The following is a 26,723-nucleotide window of genomic DNA, read 5'->3' on the forward strand; positions in this document are numbered from 1 at the left end:
GGATGATTTAATTATGGTGCTAGATATTACAAAACCAAAGGATTACATTGACCTAGCAGCTTCTCTATCCAAGGAACTTGCTCAATCCACAGTTGAACGGGATGCTAAAGCTGGAGTTCCAGAAGAGGAAATTAATAAACTGCGTGAAATTGGACTGCTACCACTGATTGTACCCAAGCAATATGGTGGGATTGGTGCAACTTGGATTGATGCCTTAAAAATTGTCAGAAAGCTGTCAAAAGCAGATGGTTCAATTGGTCAGTTGTATGGTAATCATCTTAATTTGACGGCTTTGGGTCATGTTTCCGGTACACCAGCCCAAAAGGAAAAATATTATAGAGAAACTGCTAAAAATAACTTATTTTGGGCAAATGCTATCAATACAAAGGATACTAGGCTGAAAATTAACCCAGAAGGTGAGAATTTTCGGGTTAATGGTGTTAAAAGCTTTGGTACAGGTATTTCTGTTGCAGATTACCGGGTATTCTCCGCTTTGGAAGATGGCGTAGAATTGCCTTTCATATTCATAATTCCCAAAGACAGGGAAGGGTTAGTTTCTAATCAAGATTGGGACAATATTGGGCAACGTCGTACTGATAGCAGTAGTTATACATTTAATAATGTTCTAGTAGAAAAAGATGAGATTTTGGGGCCAGCAAATCCCCCTGATAGCGCCTTCTCAACTTTTCTTGGCATTATTGCCCAGCTAACAAAAACCAACGTTTATCTGGGAATTACTAAAGGAGCCTTCGCCGCCGCTCGTGAGTACACTAAAACTACTACTAAACCGTGGATTACATCAGGAGTAGATAGTGCTACTCAAGATCCATATATTCTGCATCATTACGGTGACTTTTGGGTGGAAATTCAAGCTGCGATCGCTCTAGCCGACCAAGTAGCCGAAAAGGTGCAAGCAGCCTGGGACAAAGATGTAGAACTCACTCATCAGGAGAGGGGAGAAGTTGCGATCGCAGTTTCCGCAGCCAAAGCATTAGCGACCCGTGTAGGTATAAATATTACCAACCGCATCTTTGAACTTACCGGAACCCGCGCCACTGCAACTAAATATGGATTTGACCGTTACTGGCGGGATTTGCGAACTTTTACCCTCCACGATCCTGTGGACTACAAATTGCGAGCGATCGGCGATTGGGTACTTAACGAGCAGCTACCCGTTATCACGCAATATTCTTAGAGCATAGGTTATTTCTTTCTCCACCTTTATCCTAAAAGACGCGATGAATCGCGTCTCTACATGCTCCCCAATCCAAAATTGATATGACTCAACTAAAAACACTTCCTACATACGACCCAAGTTTATTTGAGGGAGCCGCAGAGGGCTACGCTCAATATAGAACTAAATACCCACCGGTTGTATTCGATAAACTAGCTGAAATATTTAATCTCAATGGTGAAGGACGACTCCTTGATTTAGGTACTGGCCCAGGATTAATTTCAATTGCTCTGCGAACCCAATTTGAGGAAGTTGTAGCGATCGATCCCGATCCTGACATGATTGCAGAAGCTAAACGTCAAGCAGCAGCAGTCGGAGCAAATAATATTACTTGGTTAGAACAAGGAGCCGAGTTAATCGACTCTAGTTTAGGGAAATTTAAGTTAGCAACTATTGGTAGAGCCTTCCATTGGATGGAACGCGAATTAGTGCTTGAACGCCTCTATGAATTGCTCACTGATGATGGTGGATTAGCACTGCTTCAAACTAGTGACAATCCTTGGGAAAGCAATCTACCTTGGAAACAAGCTGCTGTTGGAGTAGTAAAAAAATGGCTAGGTGAAGAACGCCGAACTGGACAACGAGGACAAGGGACTCGTAAGCCAGTCGATCCTCCCCACGAAGTCGTAATTGGCAATTCAGCTTTTGCTCGTCAAGAAACCTATGAAGTGCCATTTGAAAAATCTTGGACTATCGATAGCTATCTTGGCTACTTATACACTACAGCCTTCTCTCTCAAAATTTTCTATGGCGATAACGCCCCAGCATTTGAAACGGATCTCAAAGAAGCGCTACTAGCAGCTGAACCGTCTGGACATTTTACAGAAGAACTCAAAGCTACAATCCTAGTCGCCTGGAAGCACTAGTGCCGCAAGGCGGAAGTCAAAACTCAAAAGTCAAAAGTCAAAATGAATACAGCATAAATGTTTTATTGATTTGGAATGGGTGGTTTATTTACGCCGTGTTGTACTAGCAAAATTGCACGCAAATAAAACAGAGTTCCATTCACAAATTTCAATCTTCCACTAGCATGACATTGAAGTGGGTCTTTCTCACTCCACTTCCTAAATTTTTGCCTCTTAACTATTAAATTCTCAGTTCCTCGAGTCGTTTTAGGGTGGGTATAACCCACCTATTTCTTAATTTTATATATAAAGCTTTTAGATTAAAAAATAATTTACTTTAATCATTAAATAAACTAATAAAAAAGATTTTTTGTTTGTTTGTATTGCAATTAATCATCACTGTTTTAGCCACTTAGAGGAAAATAAAGAAAACAACCCATGCCAGCTTTAAAAGGAAAGTTTGAATTCAGAAAAAGCCCGAGAACAACACGTCGGTCTTTATTATTTGCTTTGGGCTATTGCTTAATGCTATCGACGACCCTATCAAGTTGTGGTGAAGCCAAAAATAATACTCAACAGTCGGCAGCTTCCCCTGAATCAGTAGTTTCATCTAATACTACAGAGAAGTCAACTGAGAAACAAGTAGTACGGATTGTACGTTCCAAACAACTTTCCGCTTTAGCAGTTTTAGAAAAACAGGGTTCCTTAGAAAAGCGATTAGAGCCTCTGGGTTTTAAAGTCCAGTGGGCTGAGTTTGCGGCTGGGCCACAACAGTTAGAAGCCCTAAATGCAAATGGACTGGATATTGCATCTACAGCCGAATCGCCTCCTGTGTTTTCACAAGCAGCAGGAGTGCCTCTTGTTTATCTAGCTACTACACGCCCTAGTGGTAAAGCTATTTCACTTTTAGTTCCTGTAAACTCTCCAATTAAAAGTGTTACCGATTTGAAGGGTAAAAAAGTGGCTTTTCAGAAAGCTTCCATTGGTCACTACCTATTAGTTAAAGCATTAGAAGATGCAGGGTTGAAACTGAGCGATGTCCAATCAGTTTTTTTAGCACCGGCAGATGCAAATGCGGCATTCAGTCAAAATAAGGTGGATGCTTGGTATATTTGGGAGCCATTTGGTACTAGAAATGTACAAAATAAAATCGCTCGTGTTTTAGCAGATGGCGGGAAGTTGAGGGATACGGGCAATTTTTACTCAACCTCGCGTCAATTTTATCAGGCTCATCCTGATGTAATCAAAGTGTTTTTAGAGGAGCTAGAAAAGTCAGAAATCTGGACTAAGGATCATCCCAAAGAAGTAGCACAACTGCTTGCTCCTGTAACTCAGCTAGATCCACCGACTCTAGAAATAATGCATAAGAAATATGATTATGGGCTAGTACCAATTACAGAGAAAACTATTATCAAGCAACAGGAAGTTGCAGATAAGTGGTACAGCCTCGGACTTATCCCCAAGAAGGTGAATGTTAGAGATGGCTTTTTAACGCCTGAAGAGTACGCCAAAATTACTCCCTCAGACGTGTTAGCGAATAAGTAATTATCTAAAAAAAAATTAAAGCACAGGAGAGTATTATGCCTACCTCGACTTTGACAGAAGTTAAAATTAGTCCTATTGATGCCCCTTTGGGAGCGATAGTTACCGATTTTGATGCCACTCAAGCGATCGCACCTGAAGTCATATTACAACTGAAGCAAGCACTGCGCGATCGCCACATCTTAATCTTCAAAGACCAAAAGCTCTCTGATGAACAGCTTTTGAACTTTTCTCTATACTTTGGCGCACTCTTTGTACCATCTGATGAAACTCCAGTATTGGCTTCTAAACCAGGAGAAACTCCGGTGGTGATTCCGATTTCCAATGTCGATGGCGGCTACACCGGTACTGGAGAACTAACTTTTCATTCTGATCACAAATGGACTCCCACTCCATCTAGTGGTTCACTTCTTTATGCTTTGGAAATACCTTCTCAAGGTGGAGATACTTATTGGTTAAATACCAATTTGGCCTATGAGGCGTTAGATGAAACCACTAAACAAAGGATTGCAGATTTACAGCTAATTACCTACAACCCATTCTTACAAAACCGGAATGCACCGCGCCCTTTATATCGTTTGGACAAGAATATTCCTTTAATCAGTCCTGTTTTTCCCCATCCTTTAGTTAGAACACATCCAGAGAGTGGTAAAAAGCATCTTTACTTAGATGCTGCCACAGAAGTGGAAATTGTCGGGTTAGAGCCAGAAGAAGGATCTAAACTAATTGAACAGTTGAGGCAACATCTAAATCAACCCAAATTCTACTACCAACACAAATGGTCTGTAGGCGATATTGTCTACTGGGATAATCAAGCTACCTTACATTACCGCCAAGCATTCAATCCGAATGAGCGACGAGTATTAAAGCGGGTTAGCCTTGCAGGTAGTCGTCCCTTTTAGGATTTATAGCTCAGAAGATTAAGCTAAGTAGGTAGGCGTAATTAAACATAAGATAAAACTTCACCCTCAATCCCTCTGCGAACTCACAAAAAGGGAAGCCGGAGGCAGGGTGAGGTTTTACATTTAATTTTACCCATTAAGTAAATGGGCGTTTAAATATACATTTTATTTGTCAATAGTCAAGAGTTATTCTGGACTATTGACCAATAAAACTTGTCTGAAGATTGTACTCTATGCTTGTAAATCAAAAATAGTAAAAAAATATTTTTTGTTTCAAAACAAGTGTTACTGAATACTTTATTTACAGATCAAAATTGATACACTTTAGACTGAAATTGATAGTTGTTAGCAATTATTAAAAACGCTACAACGAAAATTATTAAATTTAACTAAAGTCTTACTAAAAGCATTGCAAAAAGAGGGACTAAAACTGAGTGATGTAAAATCCCTTTTTCTCCCACCTCCAGATGCAAATGTGGCTTTTAGTCAGGGAGGAATTGATGTTTGGGTAATTTGGGAACCTTACATTACCAGAAATGTCCAAGGAAATCTTCGTCGTGTATTAATAGATGGACAAGAACTTCAGGATCTTGGTAGCTTTTATACTACCTCACGTAAATTTGCCAAAGAGCATCCTGAGATTATCAAAGTTTTTCTAGAGGAGTTTATCAAAGCTGAAGATTGGTCGCAGAAAAATATTGATAAGCTAGCAGAACTTGAGACGGGTGACGTTGGTATTGATGTACTTACTCTCAAAAAAATTCATAGTAAAGCAGTATATGGTCTGCTACCAATCACTGATTAAGTTGTTAAAAAACAACAAAAAATAGCTGATTTATAGCACAAGTACTTATACCAAAAAAAGTTAATGTCAAAGATGGAGTACTTACTCCAGAAGAATATGCAGCATTCACACCTGATTCAATTAAATCTAATAAGTAAATCATTGTAATCAACTTTAACAAATTGGATATTCTAATTTATTGACTGATGGTTTTATACCAATATTTCATCAAAAATTGAGGTGCAAAAATGTTTAAAAGTTTCCTGAAACCTAAGACAACAGTAATCAGTAAATTTGCCTTGTTTACAATACCTGATTTTCTAGCTTTATCTACTACTCTAATCAGTTGTACGTCAACTGTATCTAACACAAATACAGGAACTGAGCCTAAAGCAGAACCAGCAGGGGCTAAAACTATAACTTTTAAAACAAAGTTACTGCGAATAGGGTATCAAAGCTCTGGTGATTTAGTTAGAGTCAGAGGAGTTTTAGAAAAACGTTTGGAGCCTTTGGGCTTGAAAGTAGAGTGGTCACAATTTGCTCAAGGACCACAACTCATGGAAGCTATGAATGTGGGTAAAATTGATATTGGCTCAGTTGGAGAAACTCCTCCGATTTTTGCCCAAGCTGCGGGTGCAAAAATTATCTATTTGGCTGGTAGAAGACTTGGCCCTAATTCCGGTAAAGGTAGTGCGATCGCAGTTCATAAAAATTCTCCAATTAAAACTTTAGCTCAAATTAAAGGTCAAAAAGTAGTTTTTCAAAAAGGTTCGGCTTCTCACTATTTTATTATCAAAGCCTTAGAAGAGGTGAATCTAAAATATAGTGATATTAAAGTTCTGAGTATGCCCAATGTTGAAGCACGTGGTGCATTTATTCAGGGAACTATTCCAGTTTGGGTAACTGGCGATCCTCATTTAGCTTTGGTAGAAAAACTCTACGGTGCCCGTGTATTGCGAGATGCTACAAATATTGGTACTCCAGGCGGATATTACATAGGAACACGTCAGTTTGCTAAAGAAAATCCTGAATTAATTCGCATCATCTTAGAAGAAATTGATAAAAATGGTCAATGGGCAGAAGCTAATCGTAAAGAAGTAGCCAAACTCATAGCACCTGTACTCAAAATTGATTTACCTATTCAGGAAGTAATTTCTAGTCGTGCTACTTATCGCTTAAGAGGAATTACTCCAGAACTAATGCAAAGCCAACAAAGTGTTGCTGATTTGTTTTATAACGAAAAAATCTTACCCAAAAAGATTGATGTTCGCGAAGCATTGCTCACGCCTCAAGAATATGCAGCTATTACTCCACCAACACTGATAAGTGAAAAGTAGAGAATAATCAGATATGAAGTTTGTTTTTCTAAACAAACTACAATACCAATTTACTAAATGAAAAAAGGAGATTTGTTAAATTAGCATAATCTCAAATTTTCCTCATAAATTGGTGTTTTAGGAGGTTTAAATAGCAACTTCCTATTATCTTACTTACTGAAAGAAAGTAAGACTGACAACGTAAAAGCTAAAATTTACAAGGAAAATTACAACTGATGAACAAGTCATTTCAACCACAACGCCGTACAGTCTTAAAGCGTATTGTCCAATATTCTGCATTGGGACTGTTTACTTTATTATCTCCCTTGGCTGGTAGCCTTATGCAAACCACTCAAGCGGTGCCTGCCAAAGTAATTAACTTGGCGTATCAAGCTTCTGGTGATATTGTCAAGTCCAAAAAAGCTGTTGAGCCACGTTTCAAAGCATTGGGTATAACCGTGAATTGGGTTGGGCCATTTGCAGCAGGGCCGCAATTGATAAAAGCGCTGAATGAAGGTAAAGTGGATATCGGTACTCTCGGAGAGACACCTCCAATATTTGACCAAGCCGCACGCCCAGGCCTCATCCCTGAAGTTGTCTATCTTACTGGACGCACGCCCACCGATGGTACAAACCAAGGTATTGTGGTGAAAGCTAATTCTCCCATTAAGAAAGTAGCGGATCTTAAAGGTAAGAAAATTGCTTTTCAGGTAGGATCGAATGCACAGTATTTACTAGCAAAAGCTTTGAAAGAGGTAGGGTTAAAAATTAGCGATATTCAAATCGTTGCTTTGACTCCAACTGAAGCCCGCGATGCCTTTATTCAAGACAAGGCTGACGCCTGGGTGGGTGGCGATCCCCTTTTAGCTGCTGTGGAAAAGGCTACCCCGATTCGGAATCTGAGAAATGCAAAAGGAATTAACACTCTCAACGGGTTTTATATTGGCAGGCGTGCATTTGTCACCCAAAATCCGCAATTGGTGCGAGTGTTTTTAGAGGAAGCACAGAAGGTAGGAGAACAGGCTGAAAAAGATCCAAGCGATTATGCCAAAATTTTAGCTGATGAACAGAAATTAGATCCATCAGTTGCACTAAAGGTGGCAAGCCGTCGTACTTATAAATTGAGAAGACTGACACCTGCTATCATTGCCGAACAGCAGGGCGTTGCTGATTTCTATTTTGCAGAAAAAGTCATCTCGCGTAAGATAGATATCAAACAAGGGATTCTTTCTGATCTAGAATATAAAGCTATCGTTCCTGATAATATCAAGTAACGGTAAACAGGTAGAGGCAGGTTTATTCAGCTATTAACTTGGCTAGCTATTACACTGTAGCGGAAGTTTGCCTAACTTTAACAAGGGGCTTAACAAGTTGCTCAACTAACTTGTTAAGCCTATTGTCTGGTTAAGTAAAAACCGAGGAAGGAACAAGCGATCGCGAATCTTTTTACAGATATGATTTGGGAGTGACTATTAGTCTTAACTAAAATGTTCCACTCAACGTATCAAGTAACGGTGAACAGGTAGAGGCAGGTTTATTCAGCGATTAAGTTGGCGATCGCATCTACTAACTCGCTTGGCTCTACTGGTTTGGCAATATGCTTGTTAAATCCGGCTTTTAGTACCTGTTGGGCGTTAATTTCTCCAGCATAAGCGGTAAGTGCGATCGCTCGAATTTGCCCTCCCTGCTCTGGTGGCAATGTTCTCAACTGTCGCATGAACATACATCCATCCACATCTGGCATCCCAACATCGCTTAAAAGTATATCTGGCAAGGATTGGGCTAAAGTCGCTAGAGCTTCATTGGCTGATGTTACTGCTGTCACATTTGCCCCATATTGCTCTAGTAAGAAGGTAATAAATTCTCGCGTATCTGTATCATCATCTACTACTAAAATTTTCACACCATTCAAATTTGAGGATGGCTCTGAGTCGCTACTGTCTTGTTTAATCTCTAATTGATTTTGGATTAACGGTAGTCTTACAGTAAAAGTTGCCCCCCGATCTTCGCCCTCACTTTCTACCTGGACTGTGCCGCCATGCAGTTCGACTAAGTGACGGACGATCGCTAATCCTAACCCCAATCCACCAAATTTTCTGGTGGTGCTGCTGTTCTCTTGGCGAAAATATTCAAACACGTAAGGCAGAAAATTGGGGTCAATGCCTTTCCCTGTGTCGCTGACTTGAATGATTGCTGAGTTGGAATTTGACTTAGAACATGATGATAGTCGAATATCAACCCGTCCGCCCTCTGGTGTAAACTTAACTGCATTTGAGAGCAGGTTCCAAACGATTTGCTGCAATCGGTTGGAGTCTCCCAAAACTTGTCCCAAATTTGGTTCCAGGCTGATGTGCATCTCAATTGATTTAGCTTCTGCCGATAACCGCACTGTCTCCATTGCTGCCGAAATCACAGATGTCAGATCGACTGGGTAGATATTCAAGCTGATTTTACCTTGTAAAATCCGGGAGATATCCAGTAAGTCTTCAATCAATTGAGCCTGTAACTTCGCATTTCGCTCAATAGTCTTTAGCGCTTGAGGAATTGTCTTTTCATCAAGCTTTTTGGTTTGGAGTAGCTTTGACCAACCTAAAATTGGGTTGAGTGGCGATCGCAATTCATGAGAAAGTACTGCCAGAAACTCGTCTTTAATCCGGTTGGCGTTTTCTGCTGCCTTGCGGGCAGTTTGCTCTGCCTCGTATAGGCGGGCACGTTCCATCGCTTGAGCGCACTGCTGTGCTAGTGCCAGCATAAAGGCTCGATCGTCTTGATTAAACTTTTGAATTTCAGCAAAAGCTAGAGACATTCCCCCGATAGCTCGTCCCTCGATGATCAATGGAATCGAAATCCAAGCGCCGTAGTTGTACTGGGCGTATTCCTGAGCCATATTTGAGTAACGAGCTACCCTTGTTTCGCTTGGCTCTTGCCAAATAGGTTGCTTAGTTCTTACTGCTTCTGCCAGTGGCGCGGGTGCATTAATCGAGAATCGACGCGATGAATCGACTATTTCTTGTTGATCGCCAACAGTTCGGACAATTTCTAATTCAGTGCCGTTTTTAGTCAGTAGTGCGACAAAAACAAAGCTAGCTCCCAAAGCTGCTATACCTTGCTCTACAATTACTTCAGCGACTTGTGTCGGAGTTAAAGATTCAGAAAGTGCAGCGGTAATGGTTTGCAGACGGGTAGTGCGAGATGCTGCGTGTAAAGCCGCCTGTTGAGATTGCTGTGCTTCTCTATAGAGTCGGGCATTATCAACAGCGATCGCCGCCCGCCCAGCCAACTCCTCAGCTAACATCAGGCTTTTGGTGTCGTAGCGACGACCTGAAGAAGATACCAAAGTCATAACTCCCAACACCCGTCCCCGAAGGATTAGCGGTACACTCATACCAGATGTCGGATTTAATTCTTGCAATATTTTCAAGTGACTGGCGTTGTGGGTTGCCTCTTGGAGCTGTTGATCAGAAATCAAATGAATAATTTGTGATTTGCCTGTCCATATTACCTCAGCAACACCTGCTGTTTGTGCCAAGTCAGGCGGATAATTTTGTAACTGTTCTACCAATTCTTGTTTCTCTGGATTGGCATGGGCTGCTGCAACCCGACGGAGTAATTGATTGTCACTAATGATATCAACTAAGCACCAATCAGCGATTTTTGGCACTGCCAAACGTGCCAAACCTGCTAAGGTTGTCTCGTAATCCAATGATGCAGCCAAAATCCCACTAGCCTCAGCCAGAAAACGCTGCTCCTCTTCCACCTGCTTGCGCTTAGTAATATTTCGCGAAGACGCCTGCATCTCTAAAATTTCTTGAGTTTGGCGATCGCGAATCGCTCGAATAGTTGCTTCCAACCAGATATAATGCCCCTGGTGATGACGCGCACGGTGAGTAATAGTATAAATATCTGGTAAATCGCCATTGACTGGGTAATTTCTCGCAATCTCTACCAAATCGTCAGGGTGAACTAACTCATGGCTAGGATGACCGACTAATTCCTCTGGTTGATATCCCAGCACTGTGTAGCAAGCTGGTGAAACGTAGAGAAGAATTCCATCGACTGTATGCCGGGAAATAATATCAGTTGAATTCTCAGCCAGCAGCCGAAAACACGCCTCACTGTCGCGCAATTTGGCCTCAGCTTGCTTGCGTTCGGTAATATCGACGCACATTCCCACCCATTCGCGGATTTCGCCTGTTTCGTCGAGTATCGGCACACCGCGTATATTCATATAACGGTATTCCCCGTCATGCCGCAGAACTCGATACTCAGCAACTGCAACGCTGCGTGTAGGAAATGCCTGTTTCCAAATTTCCGCTATCGAAGCACGATCTTCTGGGTGCAGTGCCCCAACCCAACCCCATCCTTTATATTGTTCGGGATTTTGCCCTGTGAACGCCTGCCAAGTTGGAATATCATCAACAACGTTGCCCCAAGGTGCTGCCCTCCAGACAATTGATGCGCTTGCCTCTGCCAGTGAACGGTAACGTGCTTCACTATCGCGCAGTGCAGTTTGCTGTTCGCTCAAATATTGCTGCAATTCAATAACCTCTTGAGCTTTCAGGTTCTCACTCATTTTAAAAGTATTTGGCTAAAAGCGACTCACCGGGTTCTCTCATCTGCTGTAATAGTTCTTTAATTTGTTTCATCGCCAGTAGTGAAGGTTGTGTATGTCCGTTTTTCCATCGGTTTATAGTGTGGAATGAAACCCTTAACACGGTTGCCAGTTTTACCTGTGTAAATTTGAGGCACTGCCAAGTCTCACGAACCAATTGTGCAATCCTTGGCTGTTCGATCGCTGGCATAAGCTAAATATATTTTTATTTTTCTAATGCAATATAGCAGATGCTATAACTCTAACTGCACCTATCTAGGGTTATAGAGCTTGTCAATAAGAGGCAGGGGAGCAAGATAATATAGGGGAAAGAAGACTTTACAAGGGGCAAGGCTTGTACCGAAAATCATTTTTCTCCTCTGCCCATCCGCTTTATTGTAAGTTGGTGATTATGTACTACATCAACGATCGTGCAAGCTATTTAAGCTAGTAATAGAATTGTTTCAATTCAGGGGATAAGAATATGAAGGTTTGGCTTGCCTGCTTTTTGGTGCTGTTTGCCTTAGCGGAACTGTTTGACTGGTTGCAAGAATTTAATCTGCCATTACCTATCTATATTTTGGGTGGCGCTTTTTTAGCTGTTGCCTCTAACTATGATAAAATTTTTGGCTCCTATTTTGCTGATTCAAGCATGGAAGCATCGCTTGAACAACCCCAGTTAGATTCACTAACTCCATCTACTAATCCGATTTCTTTCCCAATTACCAGTCCTGTTGAAGATGTTCAAACATCTCAAACAGATGATTAGCACTTGTCTGATTCTATAGTTGACACTGGGCGTAAGCTTGCTTTAAAAGTAACAATACGTCAACCCCTTCGGGGAAGTCAAAAGTCAAAAGTCAAAAGTCAAACATTTTGAATCCCATAAATAAATTTAGGGGCTTGTACCTTTTTCTTTCTGGTCAAAGTCTCTAACTAGCAAGTAAATTACTACATTAATAAAAGCTGAGGTTAACTAGCTTTTAACCTAGATTCCGAAAATTGACTTCTGCGCCTACAACATCTACCCAATTCAGGCTACCGCCTCAACGCCGTGATTAGTGGACTATTAGAAAAACTCCGCGTACCTTTTGTCAAAGTTCAAGATTCCCGTGAAACTTCTAAGAGCAAAAGCTGGATGCAAATTATTTTTGTTACCAGTATAGGAGTCACCGCCTTTATCTGGGGAGTTCGGGAACTCAAATGGTTACAGCCTTGGGAGTTAAGAGTTTATGACCAGATGTTGCGATCGCGTCCCGCACAAGCACCCGATCGGCGGATTTTGCTAGTAAAAATTACTGATGAGGATCTCAAACGAGAGAAATGGCCCATATCAGATCGGACAATCAATCAGCTATTAAAGAAAATAGAGTCTTATCAACCGCGAATTGTTGGTTTATATCTTTTCCGACCAGAAGACAATAATTTGGCGGCTAATCTCCAAAATCAAGATAATATTGTCACTACCTGTTTGTTCAGCAGCTTGGGTAGAGATGAAATTCCCCCACCGCCAAATGTCCCTATAGATAATGTTGGGTTTAGCGATGTGGTTGCTGACAATGAAAACGACCAAATTCTCCGCCGTACTTTATTATTTGCTAACTCTACAGACAATAAATGTACAACATCATTTGCATTTGGTGCATTAATTGCAATTGATTATCTGCAAAAACAAGGTATTAAATATGATTTCACTAAAAAAGGAGATTTTCTGTTAGGCAAAACCCTGTTTTTGCGTTTACAACCTAATTCCGGTGGCTACCAACATCTGGATGCACAGGGCTATCAAATATTATTAAATTACCGTCATCCCAACAGCCTCGCTGACCAAGTAACCCTTACAGATGTACTTAGCGGCCAAGTCAACCCCAGTTTATTCAAAGACCGTCTGGTAATTATTGGCACTACGGCAGCTAATATCCCTCCAGGTGGCTTTTATACGCCCTACAGCGCTTTACCAGATCAACCAGCTAGAATGCCTGCTCTATTTATTCATGCACAGATAGCAAGTCAACTCATCAGTACAGTGTTGGATGGGCGACCTTTGATTTGGTATTGGCCCGACTGGGCGGAACTTATTTGGGTATGGGGCTGGTCCCTATTAGGTGGTGTTTTAGCATGGCGGTGGCAAAATCCGCTGCTTTTGCTAGTGGTGGGAACGATAACTCTATTTGGCTTAGTAGTAATCTGCGTTGCTTTGTTTTTGCAAGCTGGATGGGTGCCGTTAATTCCTCCTGCTCTTGCTTTGGTGACTAGTAGTATCTGTGTGATTGCTTATACTAGCTACCAAAATCAACGGCAAACTCAGGTGATTGTTCTACAAGTGGAAAAACAACAAGAAGCGATCGCTCAATTAAATGTACTCTTAGAAGATAAAACAGCACTTCCCGACTCGTCTATTGACTTTCTTCCCCCAATTGATTCACCAAAAATAAAATCAGGTGATTTGCTTTTGAGTGGACGCTACAAAATCTCTCAAACTCTCGGTGCAGGTGGATTTGGTCGGACTTATTTAGCACAGGACACTCAACGACCGGGTAATCCGATTTGTGTAGTTAAAAAGTTAATGCCAGCCCGTCAAGATACACGATTTTTGCAAGTTGCTCGTAGGTTGTTTCAAAATGAAGCTGAAATTTTAGAAACTTTGGGTAAACATCATCAGATTCCCGAACTACTTGCTTATTTTGAAGATAATCAGGAATTCTATTTAATTCAACAATATATTGAGGGGCATACCCTAAGCGAAGAATTACCACCTGTACAGAATGTGCAGAACCAATCATTTGTGATGGAGATGCTCAAACAAGTTTTAGAAGTTCTAGAATTTGTTCACCAGCATCGAGTGATTCATCGCGATCTCAAACCGACTAATATTATTAGATGCGCTCAAGATAATCGGCTGGTATTGATTGACTTTGGTGCTGTCAAATTGATGCAACCGCCGAGTAGTGAGCAAACAGAATTAGCCACAGTAGCCATCGGGACGCGGGGTTATGCACCTCCAGAACAATTTGCCGGTCATCCGCGTTTATGCAGTGACATTTATGCTTTAGGAATGATTGGCATTCAAGCCATAACTGGGATACCACCGCAAGAACTCCACCCAGATCCAGAAACAGGGAATGTGATGTGGCGACAAACAGCGCCAGTCAGCGAAGAATTAGCGGCGATTTTAGATAAAATGGTTTGCTATCATTTTAGCGATCGCTATCAATCAGCCGCCGCAGTTTTACAAGATTTGAAACGGATGTAGCCCTCGCAATTAGAAATCGTGGCTACACATACTTTCGTCAGCCGATACAAAATAATTAATGGCAAAATGTTGGATTTCGTTTCTCAAACACGCATAGCGCAGGTATCGGATTAGCATTTCATCCCGATAGCAAATACCTGATTAACTGCGTTTCTTGATTTTCAGCAAAAAAAAATCGCCCCCTGAATTCAAGAGGCGGATCACCAAAGTGATGTAGAGACGCGGAATTTTGCGTCTCTAGTTTTAGCTAGCAATGTATTCTTTGACATTGGCACGACGGCGACGCAGATGAGCCAAAGCTTGATGCTCTAACTGACGGACGCGTTCGCGGCTAAGATTTAATCTCTCACCGACTTTCGCCAATGACATTTCATTACCATCTTCTAAACCAAAGCGTAAAGCTACAACTTCTCGCTGTTGTGGGGTTAGTTCTGCTAGCAGGTTGTTCAGGTCTTGGCGTAAAAATTCCTGGTTGGTGTAATACTCTGGCGATGGCCCATCATCTTCGAGCATTTCTTGCAACTCAGTATCCTGGTTCTCACCAACTCGCACATCCAAAGACACTGGTTGACGAGCCATATTCAGATACTCGCGAATCTGAGTCGGTTCTAATTCTAGTTCTTTGGCAATTTCAGCTGGAGTCGGCGATCGCCCCAAGGTTTGAGCTAACTCGCGCTGCACTTTTTTAATTTTGTTCAGTTTCTCGGTAATATGAATCGGTAAGCGAATAGTCCGACCTTGTTGAGCGATCGCACGAGTAATTGCTTGGCGAATCCACCAGTAAGCGTAAGTCGAGAACTTATAACCCCTCATTGGGTCAAATTTCTCCACACCCCGCTCTAATCCTAGTGTTCCTTCCTGGATTAAATCCAGAAACTCCATATTCCGCTTTTGGTATTTTTTGGCAATAGCGACAACCAAGCGCAAATTCGCTTCGATCATTTTTTGCTTTGCCCGCTTACCTTGCGCCACCGTTTGTTGCACATCGGTTTCCGATTGTTGAACGTGATCGGCCCACTCTGACATCTCCGGTTCCCGTTGCAACTTCTTCGCCAAAGCTTCCTTGGCGTCGATGAGCTTCATCATTTGTTGCACTTGCTTCCCAAAGACAATTTCTTGTTCGCGGGTTAGCAGTGGTACACGACCAATTTCTCGCAGATAGGTTCGCACCATATCAGCCGTGAATTTGGTGTTGAGGTTTTCCGTTTGGGTATTGACAGTAGGCATTGGTGCGATGTCCTCTACTTCCTAAAGATAATGTATGTTTTATTACTAAAATGGATGGGAAAAGTAGTACATCTATCTCGAAATATTGGGAGCGACCAAAAACAATTAATTAATTGATACAGCCGTTGTTAAGACGGTAAGCCCCCAATGATAGGTTCCCCTACCTTCCCTAAATTTTCAATCTTTTATAAGCACGCTGGTTATTTGTGAGAATCCTTCTCTTAGACAGTTACTGACACCGATTGGCAAAACCGAAGTCGGTATGAGTTCTCCTTAACTTATGATACGATAAATCAGGCAAATAGTAAACTATTTTAAGATAAAACCTATCATTATAATTTAAAAGCAGCCGTTATATAAAAAAATTTTAAAGACCCTTAAAATTACTGACTACATCTATAGTGACGCCAAAAACCCCTCTTCTGTTGCCAAAACTAGCGGGATAACCGAACTTAATTTGCTGTGATAATGGAGGGATGTCACGAATTAGTCATTTGTCATTTGTCATTTGTCATTGGTCATTTGTCGCTTGTACCGAGCATCTCGACTTCGCTCAATGGAGCCGGAGCCGAGGTAAGTCGTTGGCGCAGCCTCTCCAAGAGTTGTATTGGTCATTTGCAAACGACATAGACGCATCAGCGGCTGACCGCAGGGTAGGACAACTGACAAATGACAATCTAAAATCCAAGGTCAGCTTTAGCTAGTTCAGCAGCGGCGAATACTTCTGCGTCAGGTTTTTCTTCCCAGGCTGGTTCACCAATTTCTGCGTAAAAAGTTGCGTCGTAAGGACGGGTACGCACTACTACAGGCATAGGAACGGCGTGACCCAATATTAAAGCTTGTTGTTTCGAGTCTAGCTTTGCCAATACCGATCGCAGTCCGCTACCACCAGATACCCCTGTAAAAATCGCGTCAATATCTTTTTCATCATTCAGCAAAGCGGTAATGCGAGTCCCAATTTGCGACATAACTTCATTATCTATGCCTGATGGACGTTGATCGACTACCAAAAGTGTGACAAAATATTTTCGCAGTTCGCGGGCAATGGTCCCAAAGATAGTACTTTGGACGATAGCCGGGTCAAGGAAACGGTGCGCCTCTTCAATGGTAATCATCAATGGGGTCGGGCGATCGCTGGGATTTTTGCTTTGCAGGAATTTATCTGCTTTCTTGACGTAATGCTCGTGAATACGGCGGGTGATCATATTTGTCACCAACATATAAGAGAGCATATTAGACTGGGAACCAAATTCTATCACAACATTCTTCCCAGATTCCAGGCATTGCACAATTTTACTAATATAATTTTGGGGGCAAACTGCTCGCATATACTTCAAGCTATCCATCCGCAAGAGTTTGCGCTGCAATGCCATAATCGAACCTTTGTGTCCGCGCTTCTCCTCGCAGAACATCTCGATTTCTTCGTTAGTCATATTCAGCAACTGGACAATCCAAGACTTGCCAAATTCGCTATACAGAATATTGGCGTTATCTAAAGCTGCGTCAGAGAGTCCTAAATCTCGGCTACATAACTTAATATCTTCAACTTCTATTTGCTCGTAACTCAAATAAAGTTCTTGGGCATCACGCACACCCCGACGCTTTGTTGATTCCGGGTCGAGGGTGTAGACTTCCACTTTACTAGGAAAAAGTTGCTTTAATCCTTTAACGGTATTAACATTTTTACCTTCTGCAACAGCTTCCCAGCCATACTCAGAGTGCATATCAAAAATCAAATTGACTGCCGCATTTTTACGGATAACGCCAGCTAACAGTAGCCGCGTTAGAAAAGATTTACCAGTACCAGATTTCCCAAATACCCCATTACTCCGTTCCACGAAGCGATTTAAATCGATACAAACCGGCACATCCATATCCAAAGGTTTGCCGATGGAAAAATTGCGCCTTTGGGGGTCATCTTCCCAACCAAATACCCGGCGAAAATCGTCAACACTAGCTTCGTAAACTTGACTAAAGTGGCTAGGAATAGTTTTAACTGGCAACAATTCCATTGTCGTGCTGGTTTGTGGCACAAATGAAGCTAAACCCGTCATCGATGGGAGGAAAGGATTTGCCGATTTGCCATTTGTTGGGGAAAAAGATTCTTCAGATTCGGGAGTGAACATCAACATCGGCGCGAGGTTGATAGTACCGTAAGTGCCACTTCCGGCTAAAACATCTCGTAAAAAAGTGTCTTCCCAACTGGGGGGATTAGCAATAATTCGCGCATTAGCAGCTCCCAATGCTACATCTGTCAGCATACAAAAAAAACGCGATCGCATCCCTTGCACAACAAGAAATTTACCCACCCGCATATCTTCCACAGAAATGTCAGGATGCAATCGTACTTCTAAACCTTCAGTTAGAGAACCTTGAATGACCGAACCTAATGGCTGTGCCGAATTCATCTGATTAGTCATTTGTCATTTGTCATTTGTCATTGGTCATTGGTTATTGGTCATTGGTCATTTGTTTTTCTTCTCCATCCCCTATGCCCCATGCCCAATTTCCCATGCCCTATTATCTAATCAATCTGAATCGAAGTTGGCGCACTTCCCGTTGGTGGAGTGGTACTAATTAACGGTTTGCGGAATTGAGCGTAAAGGCGATCGCGCCAGGTAAAGAATGGTTCATAATCTATATTCTCGGCAAAGATTGGCAATCCTTTACCTCTGATAGAAGCTGGTAAATCCAGATAGGGCCCAGAGGGAAACTTGAGTAATATCGATAAGCCAGCCACTGCTAAGTCAGCTAAAGTCGGCTCATCTCCTGTTAAATACGGACTATCTGCCAATAATAACGTCAAGGCTTCCAAGTCTTGTTTTAAAGATGCGATCGCTGACTTGATCACATCTGGGCTGTAACCGACGCCAAAACCCAACACTGTCAGTAAGTCACTAGGTACTCCTTGAACCAGACTTTTAAATATATCTGGTGTTGAGGTGGGTAATAAAGACTTACGGAAATTTTGATCTTGGCTTATGGCAGCAAATAGTGCTTTGCGACCTTTGATGCCTATGGACTCATCCGCCCATTCTTCTATTAATAAAGTTAAACCTCGTTGTTTAGGATCTTGCGGTATTATCGGGCGATCGGGATACTCTAAGTCTAAATACTTAGCTATTTCCGTAGAATCCGCAATATATTTATTACGATCTTTTAATACTGGCACTTGTTTTTGACCAGTCAGTCGGAACAGTTCTACCTGTCCAATCCCAGGCGTCACCTCTATTTTGCGGTAATCTAGTCCTTTAAAATCTAAAATTAGGCGCACTTTCTCTGAGTATTGAGAGAGTTCCCATTGGTATAATTCCAGCATATTTTGGATATCTTGTAACTGGTCAACTTCTTAACTTTACAATTGTATCTTTAGTTTAAGTAATTTTTATTGATATTAGTTGCTTAGTTATCTATATTAATTGACATTAGGGTTTAACTGATGCCTAATTTTTGGCAAAATTATCGATTTTAAAAAATATTACTTTCTGATTGATTAAAATATCGAATAACTAAGTAATTTAATTCAGCATATATATAAATATAAACCTAACTCCTTATTCGTAGGTCTTCAACAGTTACTTCAGTTTCTGTCACCGTTAGCCTACGTTAAAATATATCGGTAATTAATTTCTATGCTTTTGCTGAATAATCAATGGTCAATTCTGAGATATAACCTTCTTCCCTATGTAATTTAGGATTTATGAATCAACTACTAATTTACGTACAAGTTCGTATATAAATTGTCTTTTAAGTATAATCTTTCTTTGGAGCTGATTCTAACTCATAACTTGTAGATATAAGATTTTCACACTTTCTGAGAATTTACGTGACACCGAGTGGGGCTTTTAACTCATTTTCGTGTAATGGAGAAAATTTACTCAATTTACATTAAATATATGGTAGATATATTTCATACTTATCAGTTTGAGTGGAGGTTAAACATTTTACCTCACTAGCACAAACTCTTCTAGAGAAAAACCTTACTTCCCTCTTGAGTTAGATTTTGTGCATAGCAAAATGTTATAAATCTTTATGTAATCTGTGGACAAAAAGAAAAACAAAATTTATGAAGACAAATTACAGCAAATTGCTGACCACGTTGGCAGGCATAGCAGGATTGAGTAGTTTCAGCGTCCTCATTACTTTACCATCTGACGCGAAAGAGGCACTAAATCCTAACCCCAGTATTTTCAACGAAGCCCTCTATAACCAGGGTCAACGCCTTCAAGCAAACGCTCAATACACACCTGCTGAGGCTGTTTCCCAAACAGAAAAGGGCAATACCAAACGCAAATCGGTAGCACAGAATAGTGGTGGAACGCTAAATCCCAAACCAAGTATTTTCAACGAGCCTCCCTATAACCGTGGTGGTGGTAGTGTGACACCTAGTGAATCTACGCCCCCTAGTGAATCTACACCCCCTAGTGAACCTACACCCCGCACCCCACGTACTATCCCACAAACTCAACCTACCACACCACCGACTCAGACACCGACTACAACTCCACCAGGACCAGGGGCAAGTGACAATCAAGGCAAAAATTTGTTAGCCTTGGCAGAGTCAAACGCTTCCTTTACCACGTTGACCAAGGCTTTGAAAGCAGCAGGATTGACCGGAGCTTTGCAAGGCAAAGATAACTTAACTATTTTTGCACCCACAGATGCAGCTTTTGCTAAGTTGCCACCAGATGCTTTGCAAGAATTGTTAAAACCAGACAACAAAGAAGTATTGCTGAAGATTTTAACTTACCATGTGGTGAGTGGTAAGTTATTGTCTACTGATTTGAAGTCTGGCGAAGTTAAAAGCCTTGAAGGCGGAACAATCAACGTAAAAGTTGATCCTGCTAGTGGTGTTACCGTTAATGATGCTAAAGTCACACAGGCAGATATCACAGGTAGTAACGGCGTAATCCACGCAATCGATCAGGTGATTTTACCTCCTGACTTGTAGTTGTACGGTATCAGTATAACTGGCAATATAACTAGATTTGCATAAAGTATTAATAGGTTAAAATTCCGTTCAGATGTTAATTTTGGACGGTTTTTTTGTTTGCAGTCAGCTTTTGATCTTTATCTTGCATTTCTAAAAGTTCAGGAATAGTAACAAATTTATAGCCCTGTTTCCGAAAGTTGGCAATAATTTCTGGTAAAGCTTGCACAGTTTTAGAGCGATTACCACCACCATCATGCATTAACACAATTCCACCTGGCTTGGCCCTCCTAAACACATTGTTAATTAATTTTGGTACAGCAGGACGTGAATAGTCTACAGAGTCAGATGACCAGAGAATGATGGCATATTTGCTATTTCTAGCATAACTAGCCACCCCATTGTGCATGATTCCGCCTGGTGGTCGAAATAAATTTGTTTTAATCCCTGTTACTTGATAAATCAAGTCTGCTGTGTGGTCAATTTCATAGGCAGCTGCTTGTGGATTCAAGAATTGATACCAATGATGCCAAGTGTGATTACCAATTACGTGACCTTCAGCAATCTCCCGTTTCACTAAGCCTGGATAATTCTTCACATTTTGCCCAATAAGAAAAAATGTCCCTTTAATCTGATTTTTTTTAAGAATATCGAGTACTTGCGCGGTACTTTCAGGCCATGGCCCATCATCAAAGGTGAGCGCAATTACTTTCTGTTCGGGAGCAAGTTTTGCGGCATTAACTATTGCTCCCTGAAAACGCTGTGGCAAAGTATATGAAAAACCTTTTGTTTGTACTTGTTGCTGCCAACTTTGAAGCATTATCGCTTTTAGTTCTTCAATCTGCTGCTGAATTCCAACTTTGATTGGTAGATTGTTTACATTTGTATTCTCTGTACTTTGAGCATTAGAGGAACTTGACTTAATAAGCATCATCGTGCTGGCACTCACACTGCCACTCAAGACAAGCAACGTAACTAATATTTTTTGCAGACCAAAAAATGACCTATTGTCGTCCACTTCATAGCTCCTTCAAGGTGAAACCATCTTTTTTTCACAATAATTATGGCAGATATTTCTACTCTGTAAGCCTTGCCATACAAGCTACAGTTATGATTGGTATATTTTTTAAAGTTAGCTCCAACCCTGACTCTGAAAAAATACCTTACCCAATGAATAATCTAATATCTATAAGCAAAACCCTCACCATGAAGCTGAGAATCTTCTTACGCATTAATTTTTGTAACCTATAGGGCATGAGGGGAATTTCGAGAACTGTAAAAGGCAATTAAAATAATTCGTAATTCAGTTTTGTAACGAAGATAAAGACAAGAGCCACAAAACTTGCCACTTCTTAGTTGCGAAGGATTTAACCTCCTATAATTTATTAATCCTGCCTGATTAACTATAAATCTTAATGTAGGCTAAATATTGCATATCCTATTGACGAAGCCATTGCGAAATTATGACAAAGATGTGACCTTTCTTGAGTAATGACGGTAAAGAGCAAACCTGTTAAAAAATTTCTTTTATCCCCAACCGCGCAAAACGATTGAACATCATTAACTGCTGAAAGTTCTGCAAGTAATGCTTGAAAGTGAGTCCGAAAATTCCGCAGGCTTGTTTCTCTCTTAAAAAAGGGACTTCCTATAAATCATCCATTTTGTGGGGTAAGATGCCCACCCCACAGGAGTTGACAGAATATTTTTTATTTGGAAATCCCTTAAAAAACAGGTTACAGGCTCGACATTACATCCCGTGCAACTGCTAAAGTCTGCTCTATGTCTTCTTCAGTGTGAGCAAAAGACGTAAACCCAGCTTCAAATTGAGAGGGTGCTAAGTAAACACCGTGCTCTAACATCCCGCGATGGAAGCGTCCAAATTTGGCTGTATCAGACTTTTTCGCATCTTCATAGTTATGAACTGGGCCAGAGGTAAAGAATAAGCCGAACATAGCGCTGATTTGACCGCCGCAAGCTGCGTGACCAGTTTCTTTGGCAATTTGCTGCAAACCATCTGCTAGCTTTTTAGTAATCTGCTCAAGAGACTCGTAAGTACCTGGCTTTTGCAGCAATTCTAAAGTTTTAATACCAGCAGTCATTGCCAAAGGATTACCAGAAAGAGTTCCAGCTTGATATACGGGGCCGGCGGGCGCAACCATTGACATAATATCTCGGCGGCCGCCATAAGCCCCTACTGGCAAACCACCACCAATCACCTTACCCAGGGTTGTTAAATCGGGAGTGACGCCAAATTTTTCTTGAGCGCCACCGTAAGCAATGCGGAAGCCTGTCATCACTTCGTCAAATACCAACAACGCTCCATACTCATGAGTCAATTCCCGTAATCCTTCTAGGAATCCAGCGTCAGGCGCAATAAATCCAGCATTGCCGACGACTGGCTCAAGAATGACACCAGCAATCTCGTCGCGGTTTTCTTCAAATAAAGCTTTGACTGCTTCTAGGTCATTGAAAGGTGCAGTTAGAGTAGTGCTAGTTGCTGCTTTAGGTACTCCTGGTGAGTCTGGCAAGCCAAGTGTGGCAACACCAGAACCCGCCTTTACTAGAAACGTATCGGCGTGTCCGTGATAGCAGCCTTCAAATTTGATGATTTTGTCTCGGTTGGTAAAAGCCCGCATCAGCCGCAAAACTCCCATACAGGCTTCAGTTCCCGAATTAACAAATCTGACCATTTCGATGCTAGGAACGGCATCGATGACCATTTCTGCCAAAACATTTTCTAGAACTGAGGGAGCGCCGAAACTGGTGCCTTTTTCTAAAGCTTCATGCAACGCTGCAATTACTTCTGGATGAGCATGACCGCAAATAGCTGGGCCCCAAGTGCCTACGTAGTCTATGTATTTATTGCCATCTACATCCCAAATATACGCGCCTTTAACACGCTCAAAAACGATGGGTTGTCCACCCACAGATTTAAAGGCACGAACTGGAGAACTGACTCCTCCGGGCATGAGATTTTGAGCAGCGGCGAAGACTTCTTGTGATTTTGTTGTTTTAATTGTGGTATTTACCAAAGTTCTCTCCTAACAGTGGGCAATAAAACGCTCTATCTTAGGATAGGGTCAAACACTGCTTAGAATTTCTATCCTATAAAATTAGCTGAACCAAAAAAATAACAATATGTTATGCAAGTCCAATGAAGACTTGACTTTAGATATTTAATTCCAAAAAATATACCAGCTAGCCTATTCTGAATGGTATCGTGAATCCATAAATTATTCTCATGAGAGCAAACTAGCTGGTATGTCTTCTAACGATTCGCGATCGCTGCATTACACCATCCCGGTTGAGAAAATTCGCTACGATGAACGGGGTCTGGTGCCTGCAATTGTCCAAGACTATCTAGATGGTACTGTCCTGATGATGGCGTGGATGAATCAGGAGTCGTTACAAAAGACTTTAGAAACTGAAGAAACTTGGTTTTGGAGTCGTTCCCGGCAAGAATTGTGGCATAAGGGGGCGACTTCTGGGCATATCCAAAAAGTGCAAAGTATCCGTTATGACTGTGATAGTGATGCGCTCCTGATTGGGGTAGAGCAATTAGGGGATGTTGCCTGCCATACTGGAGAGCGCAGTTGTTTTCACCAAATAGAAGGTAAAATTGTTGCACCACCAGGTGATACATTGTCGCAATTGTTTCAAATAATATGCGATCGCCGCGATAATCCTACTGAAAGTTCTTACACTTGTAAACTATTCGCAGGTGGCGATAACAAAATTTTGAAAAAAATCGGTGAGGAAACTGCTGAGGTGGTAATGGCTTTTAAGGATGATCAAGAAGATGCGATCGCAGGTGAAGTGGCTGATTTGCTATATCATACTTTGGTTGCCTTAGCTCACCATCAAGTGGATTTAAAATCTGTATATCGCAAGCTGCAAGAACGTCGTCAATAGAGGGAAAATAAACGCACAGATGTGCGCCCCTACTCAGCCAAAATTCGATTCAGGTACTGTAAAATTGCTATAGCGATCGCTACACTGAAGATGAAGCCTAGCCAGTAAGTATTGGTAATAATTTGTGGTTGATCTAATGCCCATCCACCCAAAGGATGACCAATAAAAGAGCCAACAGCCCAGCACAAAGCGTTGATGGAAAAATAAACGCCGCGTTGATTTTTCGGGGCTAACTCAGTCACTAAAGAGGCAGCAGATGGGGTATAGGAAACAATTGCCACAGCAAATACTCCCAATGCCAATGTTACCCAAAGCAAATGATCGGATGGGGCTGTCCCACTTACCCAAATCAGTCCAAAACCAATTGCCCAGAAAATCGCAGAAACAGTAAGTGCGAGTGTGTGAGAACAGCGTTTTAAGATGCTGGTGACAGGCAACTGACAAATAATTGCGAACACCAGATGCCAAGTAAATAGTCCGCTAATGGTAGTTTCAGTAAATCCCTTGGCAGTACTTTCTACAAGGACATAATTTTTGAAGTAAAGCGGCAGGGTGCTGTGGATTTGAGAAATATAGATTGTAAAAAATATATTAACTACTATGTAGACTAGGAAACGCCCATCTCTTAATACTGCCATCCAAGCAGCAAAAAGTTCTGTCTTTTCAGATTCCTCTGTCTGCTCTTGCTCAGTTTCACTAATCCCTACATAGACAACTCCAAAAAATAGCATAAAAGAGATGGCATCAATGATAAATAGCCATCGATAATTCCCAACGATCGCGATTAAAAACCCTGCTAGGACAATTCCGATCGCTAACCCAAGATTATCAGCTAGTCGGGCGATCGCAAAAGTTTCGCGGCGATTGTCAATTTGGCTAGCGTCAGCAACCACAACTTCAGCCGCCGGCCAATAGAAACCTATTCCTAAACCGCTAATCAAGCTACCGATTACTAAGGAAGTGAAATTATTGGTTGCAGCTAAAACTAGAGAAGCAATTGCTGAAATCGCCGTCGCTAGCAACAAAGTGCGGCGGCGTCCCCAGTATTCAGAATCAGCCAAAGAACCACCTGCAATCCGCCCTACAATGCCGGAAATCGAGGCGCTACCCAAGGCTACCCCAACACTGGTTGCAGATAAACCAAGTTGATTAACAAAAAAGATGGGCGCATAAAACAGGGTAAAGCCGGTGCCAACTTCCGAGAGAAATCTACCAATTGCGAAAATCCAGACTTGGGGATGTATCGAGGGCAACCACGATGATAAGTGAGATTGAGAAGCTAATTTCATGAGTTTAAATGTCATGGTTTTTTGACATTTTGGTAATTCTTATCATTGGCTGCAATTTTCCTCACTAATTCCACAGGGTTTCCACAGGGATTTTAGCAGTTTTCCACAGGTGTTATACGAGCTAATAAGCTTCTTGCTGTCTGACTGGGGATTGTTGATTAGAAGTAGCAAAGAAGTTTAAGGACTGAGTTTATATGAAGTAAAGTAACAAAAAAATGGCTTAAAGTCCGATTGTTTCGTTCGTATTTATTTTTTATACAATCGTTTTTAACATTTCGCAGCATTGACAAACCCACCCCCTCTTGGCGCACAATGATGCGGCTTGCTTTTGTAATCCGTTCAACTGTTGACATCAAATATGTAAAATATATTACTACCAGATGTAAGTGCAGATTGTCGGGATAGCGAAAGAGCGTGTGAAGCCCTAAACCGCTTTAACGCAAGCAACTTGTCCCTCTTGATTATCCTCATAGGAGGAAAATCTCATGAAAGCAACGGTTAGCATCTTTACAGAAATTCCTGAAACACTCCACGAATCCTTAAAATACTACTTAGAAACCCATCCCGATTGGGATGAAAACAGAGTATTGACGGCGGCGCTATCATTGTTTTTACTCCAAAATGGAGATAGCGATCGCCGGGTTGCGCGAGTCTATCTGGAAACTTTGTTTCACCACTCCACAGTAAAAATGCCCTGTACCGACTCACCAGCAACAGCTAATTTACTAGACACCCCATAGGTAGTGGTATGAAGGGCGTTATTCCCCGATTAATGGTGCACGGTATGCCGTGCCCCATTAACGGGATCTTAAGCTAATAGCGATCGGCAATATTACAATAAAAAAGATCGGTAGATTCCGATCCTTAAAAAAGTTCTAATAGTTTCTCTTATTGCCAA

19 protein-coding genes and 1 pseudogene are annotated in these 26,723 nt (G+C 41.5%); 12 read left to right on the forward strand and 8 right to left on the reverse strand.

From position 1 onward, the window contains the following. Positions 1-13 precede the first annotated feature (13 nt). From NLP_RS05740 to NLP_RS05770, 7 genes are all read left to right on the forward strand, one after another. Entirely contained in the window at positions 14-1,195 is a 1,182-nt protein-coding gene (locus tag NLP_RS05740; protein ID WP_104905542.1) for an acyl-CoA dehydrogenase family protein, read from the forward strand. A gap of 83 nt (positions 1,196-1,278) precedes the next feature. Next, a complete protein-coding gene (locus NLP_RS05745; RefSeq protein WP_104905543.1) occupies positions 1,279-2,100 on the forward strand; it encodes a class I SAM-dependent methyltransferase in 822 nt (273 codons plus the stop codon). 417 nt (positions 2,101-2,517) lie between these two features. Further along, positions 2,518-3,624 carry an aliphatic sulfonate ABC transporter substrate-binding protein gene (locus tag NLP_RS05750; protein WP_104905544.1) on the forward strand — a complete coding sequence of 369 codons (1,107 nt, stop codon included), beginning with the start codon at positions 2,518-2,520 and terminating at the stop codon, positions 3,622-3,624. A gap of 35 nt (positions 3,625-3,659) precedes the next feature. Beyond that, positions 3,660-4,523: a TauD/TfdA dioxygenase family protein gene (locus NLP_RS05755; RefSeq protein ID WP_104905545.1), complete on the forward strand. Its 864-nt coding sequence runs from the start codon at positions 3,660-3,662 to the stop codon at positions 4,521-4,523. Between the two features lie 409 nt (positions 4,524-4,932). Beyond that, positions 4,933-5,328, forward strand: a complete 396-nt coding sequence (locus NLP_RS05760; protein WP_104905546.1) for an ABC transporter substrate-binding protein — start codon at positions 4,933-4,935, stop codon at positions 5,326-5,328. 227 nt (positions 5,329-5,555) lie between these two features. Continuing rightward, the gene (locus NLP_RS05765; RefSeq protein WP_104905547.1) at positions 5,556-6,644 is read left to right on the forward strand and encodes a sulfonate ABC transporter substrate-binding protein; all 1,089 of its coding nucleotides are present in this window, start codon (positions 5,556-5,558) and stop codon (positions 6,642-6,644) included. A gap of 215 nt (positions 6,645-6,859) precedes the next feature. Then, a complete protein-coding gene (locus NLP_RS05770; protein ID WP_104905548.1) occupies positions 6,860-7,897 on the forward strand; it encodes an aliphatic sulfonate ABC transporter substrate-binding protein in 1,038 nt (345 codons plus the stop codon). A 260-nt stretch (positions 7,898-8,157) separates the two neighbouring features. On the opposite strand, the gene NLP_RS05775 is transcribed toward NLP_RS05770, so the two are convergent. Continuing rightward, positions 8,158-11,196: a hybrid sensor histidine kinase/response regulator gene (locus tag NLP_RS05775; RefSeq protein ID WP_104905549.1), complete on the reverse strand. Its 3,039-nt coding sequence runs from the start codon at positions 11,194-11,196 to the stop codon at positions 8,158-8,160. Position 11,197: 1 nt separating this feature from the next. Further along, positions 11,198-11,425: a helix-turn-helix domain-containing protein gene (locus NLP_RS35755; protein ID WP_104905550.1), complete on the reverse strand. Its 228-nt coding sequence runs from the start codon at positions 11,423-11,425 to the stop codon at positions 11,198-11,200. Positions 11,426-11,698: 273 nt separating this feature from the next. Here NLP_RS35755 and NLP_RS05785 point away from each other — a divergent pair, with 273 nt between their 5' ends. Further along, positions 11,699-11,983, forward strand: coding sequence for a hypothetical protein (locus NLP_RS05785; protein WP_104905551.1), 285 nt, complete (start codon positions 11,699-11,701; stop codon positions 11,981-11,983). Between the two features lie 285 nt (positions 11,984-12,268). Next, positions 12,269-14,467, forward strand: a complete 2,199-nt coding sequence (locus tag NLP_RS05790) for a CHASE2 domain-containing protein (RefSeq protein WP_104905552.1) — start codon at positions 12,269-12,271, stop codon at positions 14,465-14,467. A gap of 243 nt (positions 14,468-14,710) precedes the next feature. On the opposite strand, the gene NLP_RS05795 is transcribed toward NLP_RS05790, so the two are convergent. The 3 genes from NLP_RS05795 to NLP_RS05805 form a co-directional block, all read right to left on the reverse strand. Continuing rightward, positions 14,711-15,694: an RNA polymerase sigma factor, RpoD/SigA family gene (locus NLP_RS05795; RefSeq protein ID WP_104905553.1), complete on the reverse strand. Its 984-nt coding sequence runs from the start codon at positions 15,692-15,694 to the stop codon at positions 14,711-14,713. 677 nt (positions 15,695-16,371) lie between these two features. After that, positions 16,372-18,102, reverse strand: a complete 1,731-nt coding sequence (locus NLP_RS05800) for a helicase HerA domain-containing protein (protein ID WP_104909787.1) — start codon at positions 18,100-18,102, stop codon at positions 16,372-16,374. Positions 18,103-18,218: 116 nt separating this feature from the next. Beyond that, positions 18,219-19,013, reverse strand: a complete 795-nt coding sequence (locus NLP_RS05805) for a glutathione S-transferase (RefSeq protein ID WP_104905554.1) — start codon at positions 19,011-19,013, stop codon at positions 18,219-18,221. Between the two features lie 747 nt (positions 19,014-19,760). Here NLP_RS05805 and NLP_RS05810 point away from each other — a divergent pair. After that, positions 19,761-20,645, forward strand: coding sequence for a fasciclin domain-containing protein (locus tag NLP_RS05810; protein WP_104905555.1), 885 nt, complete (start codon positions 19,761-19,763; stop codon positions 20,643-20,645). A gap of 76 nt (positions 20,646-20,721) precedes the next feature. Here the strand turns inward: NLP_RS05810 and NLP_RS05815 are convergent, their stop codons facing one another. Both NLP_RS05815 and hemL read right to left on the reverse strand, forming a co-directional pair. Continuing rightward, a complete protein-coding gene (locus tag NLP_RS05815) occupies positions 20,722-21,642 on the reverse strand; it encodes a polysaccharide deacetylase family protein (protein WP_104905556.1) in 921 nt (306 codons plus the stop codon). A gap of 715 nt (positions 21,643-22,357) precedes the next feature. Next, on the reverse strand, positions 22,358-23,656 hold the full coding sequence (gene hemL, locus NLP_RS05820; RefSeq protein ID WP_104905557.1) for a glutamate-1-semialdehyde 2,1-aminomutase: 1,299 nt from the start codon (positions 23,654-23,656) through the stop codon (positions 22,358-22,360). Positions 23,657-23,885: 229 nt separating this feature from the next. Between hemL and hisIE the strand changes: the two genes are divergently transcribed. Continuing rightward, a complete protein-coding gene (gene hisIE, locus NLP_RS05825) occupies positions 23,886-24,536 on the forward strand; it encodes a bifunctional phosphoribosyl-AMP cyclohydrolase/phosphoribosyl-ATP diphosphatase HisIE (protein WP_104905558.1) in 651 nt (216 codons plus the stop codon). A 29-nt stretch (positions 24,537-24,565) separates the two neighbouring features. Here the strand turns inward: hisIE and NLP_RS05830 are convergent, their stop codons facing one another. Continuing rightward, entirely contained in the window at positions 24,566-25,825 is a 1,260-nt protein-coding gene (locus NLP_RS05830; RefSeq protein ID WP_234017228.1) for an MFS transporter, read from the reverse strand. A 485-nt stretch (positions 25,826-26,310) separates the two neighbouring features. On the opposite strand from NLP_RS05830, the pseudogene NLP_RS05835 reads away from it, so the two are divergent. After that, positions 26,311-26,502 (forward strand): annotated as a pseudogene (locus tag NLP_RS05835) (DUF2811 domain-containing protein); the annotation flags it as partial. Positions 26,503-26,723: the final 221 nt, after the last annotated feature.

The organism is Nostoc sp. 'Lobaria pulmonaria (5183) cyanobiont' (assembly GCF_002949795.1).
Lineage (GTDB): Bacteria > Cyanobacteriota > Cyanobacteriia > Cyanobacteriales > Nostocaceae > Nostoc.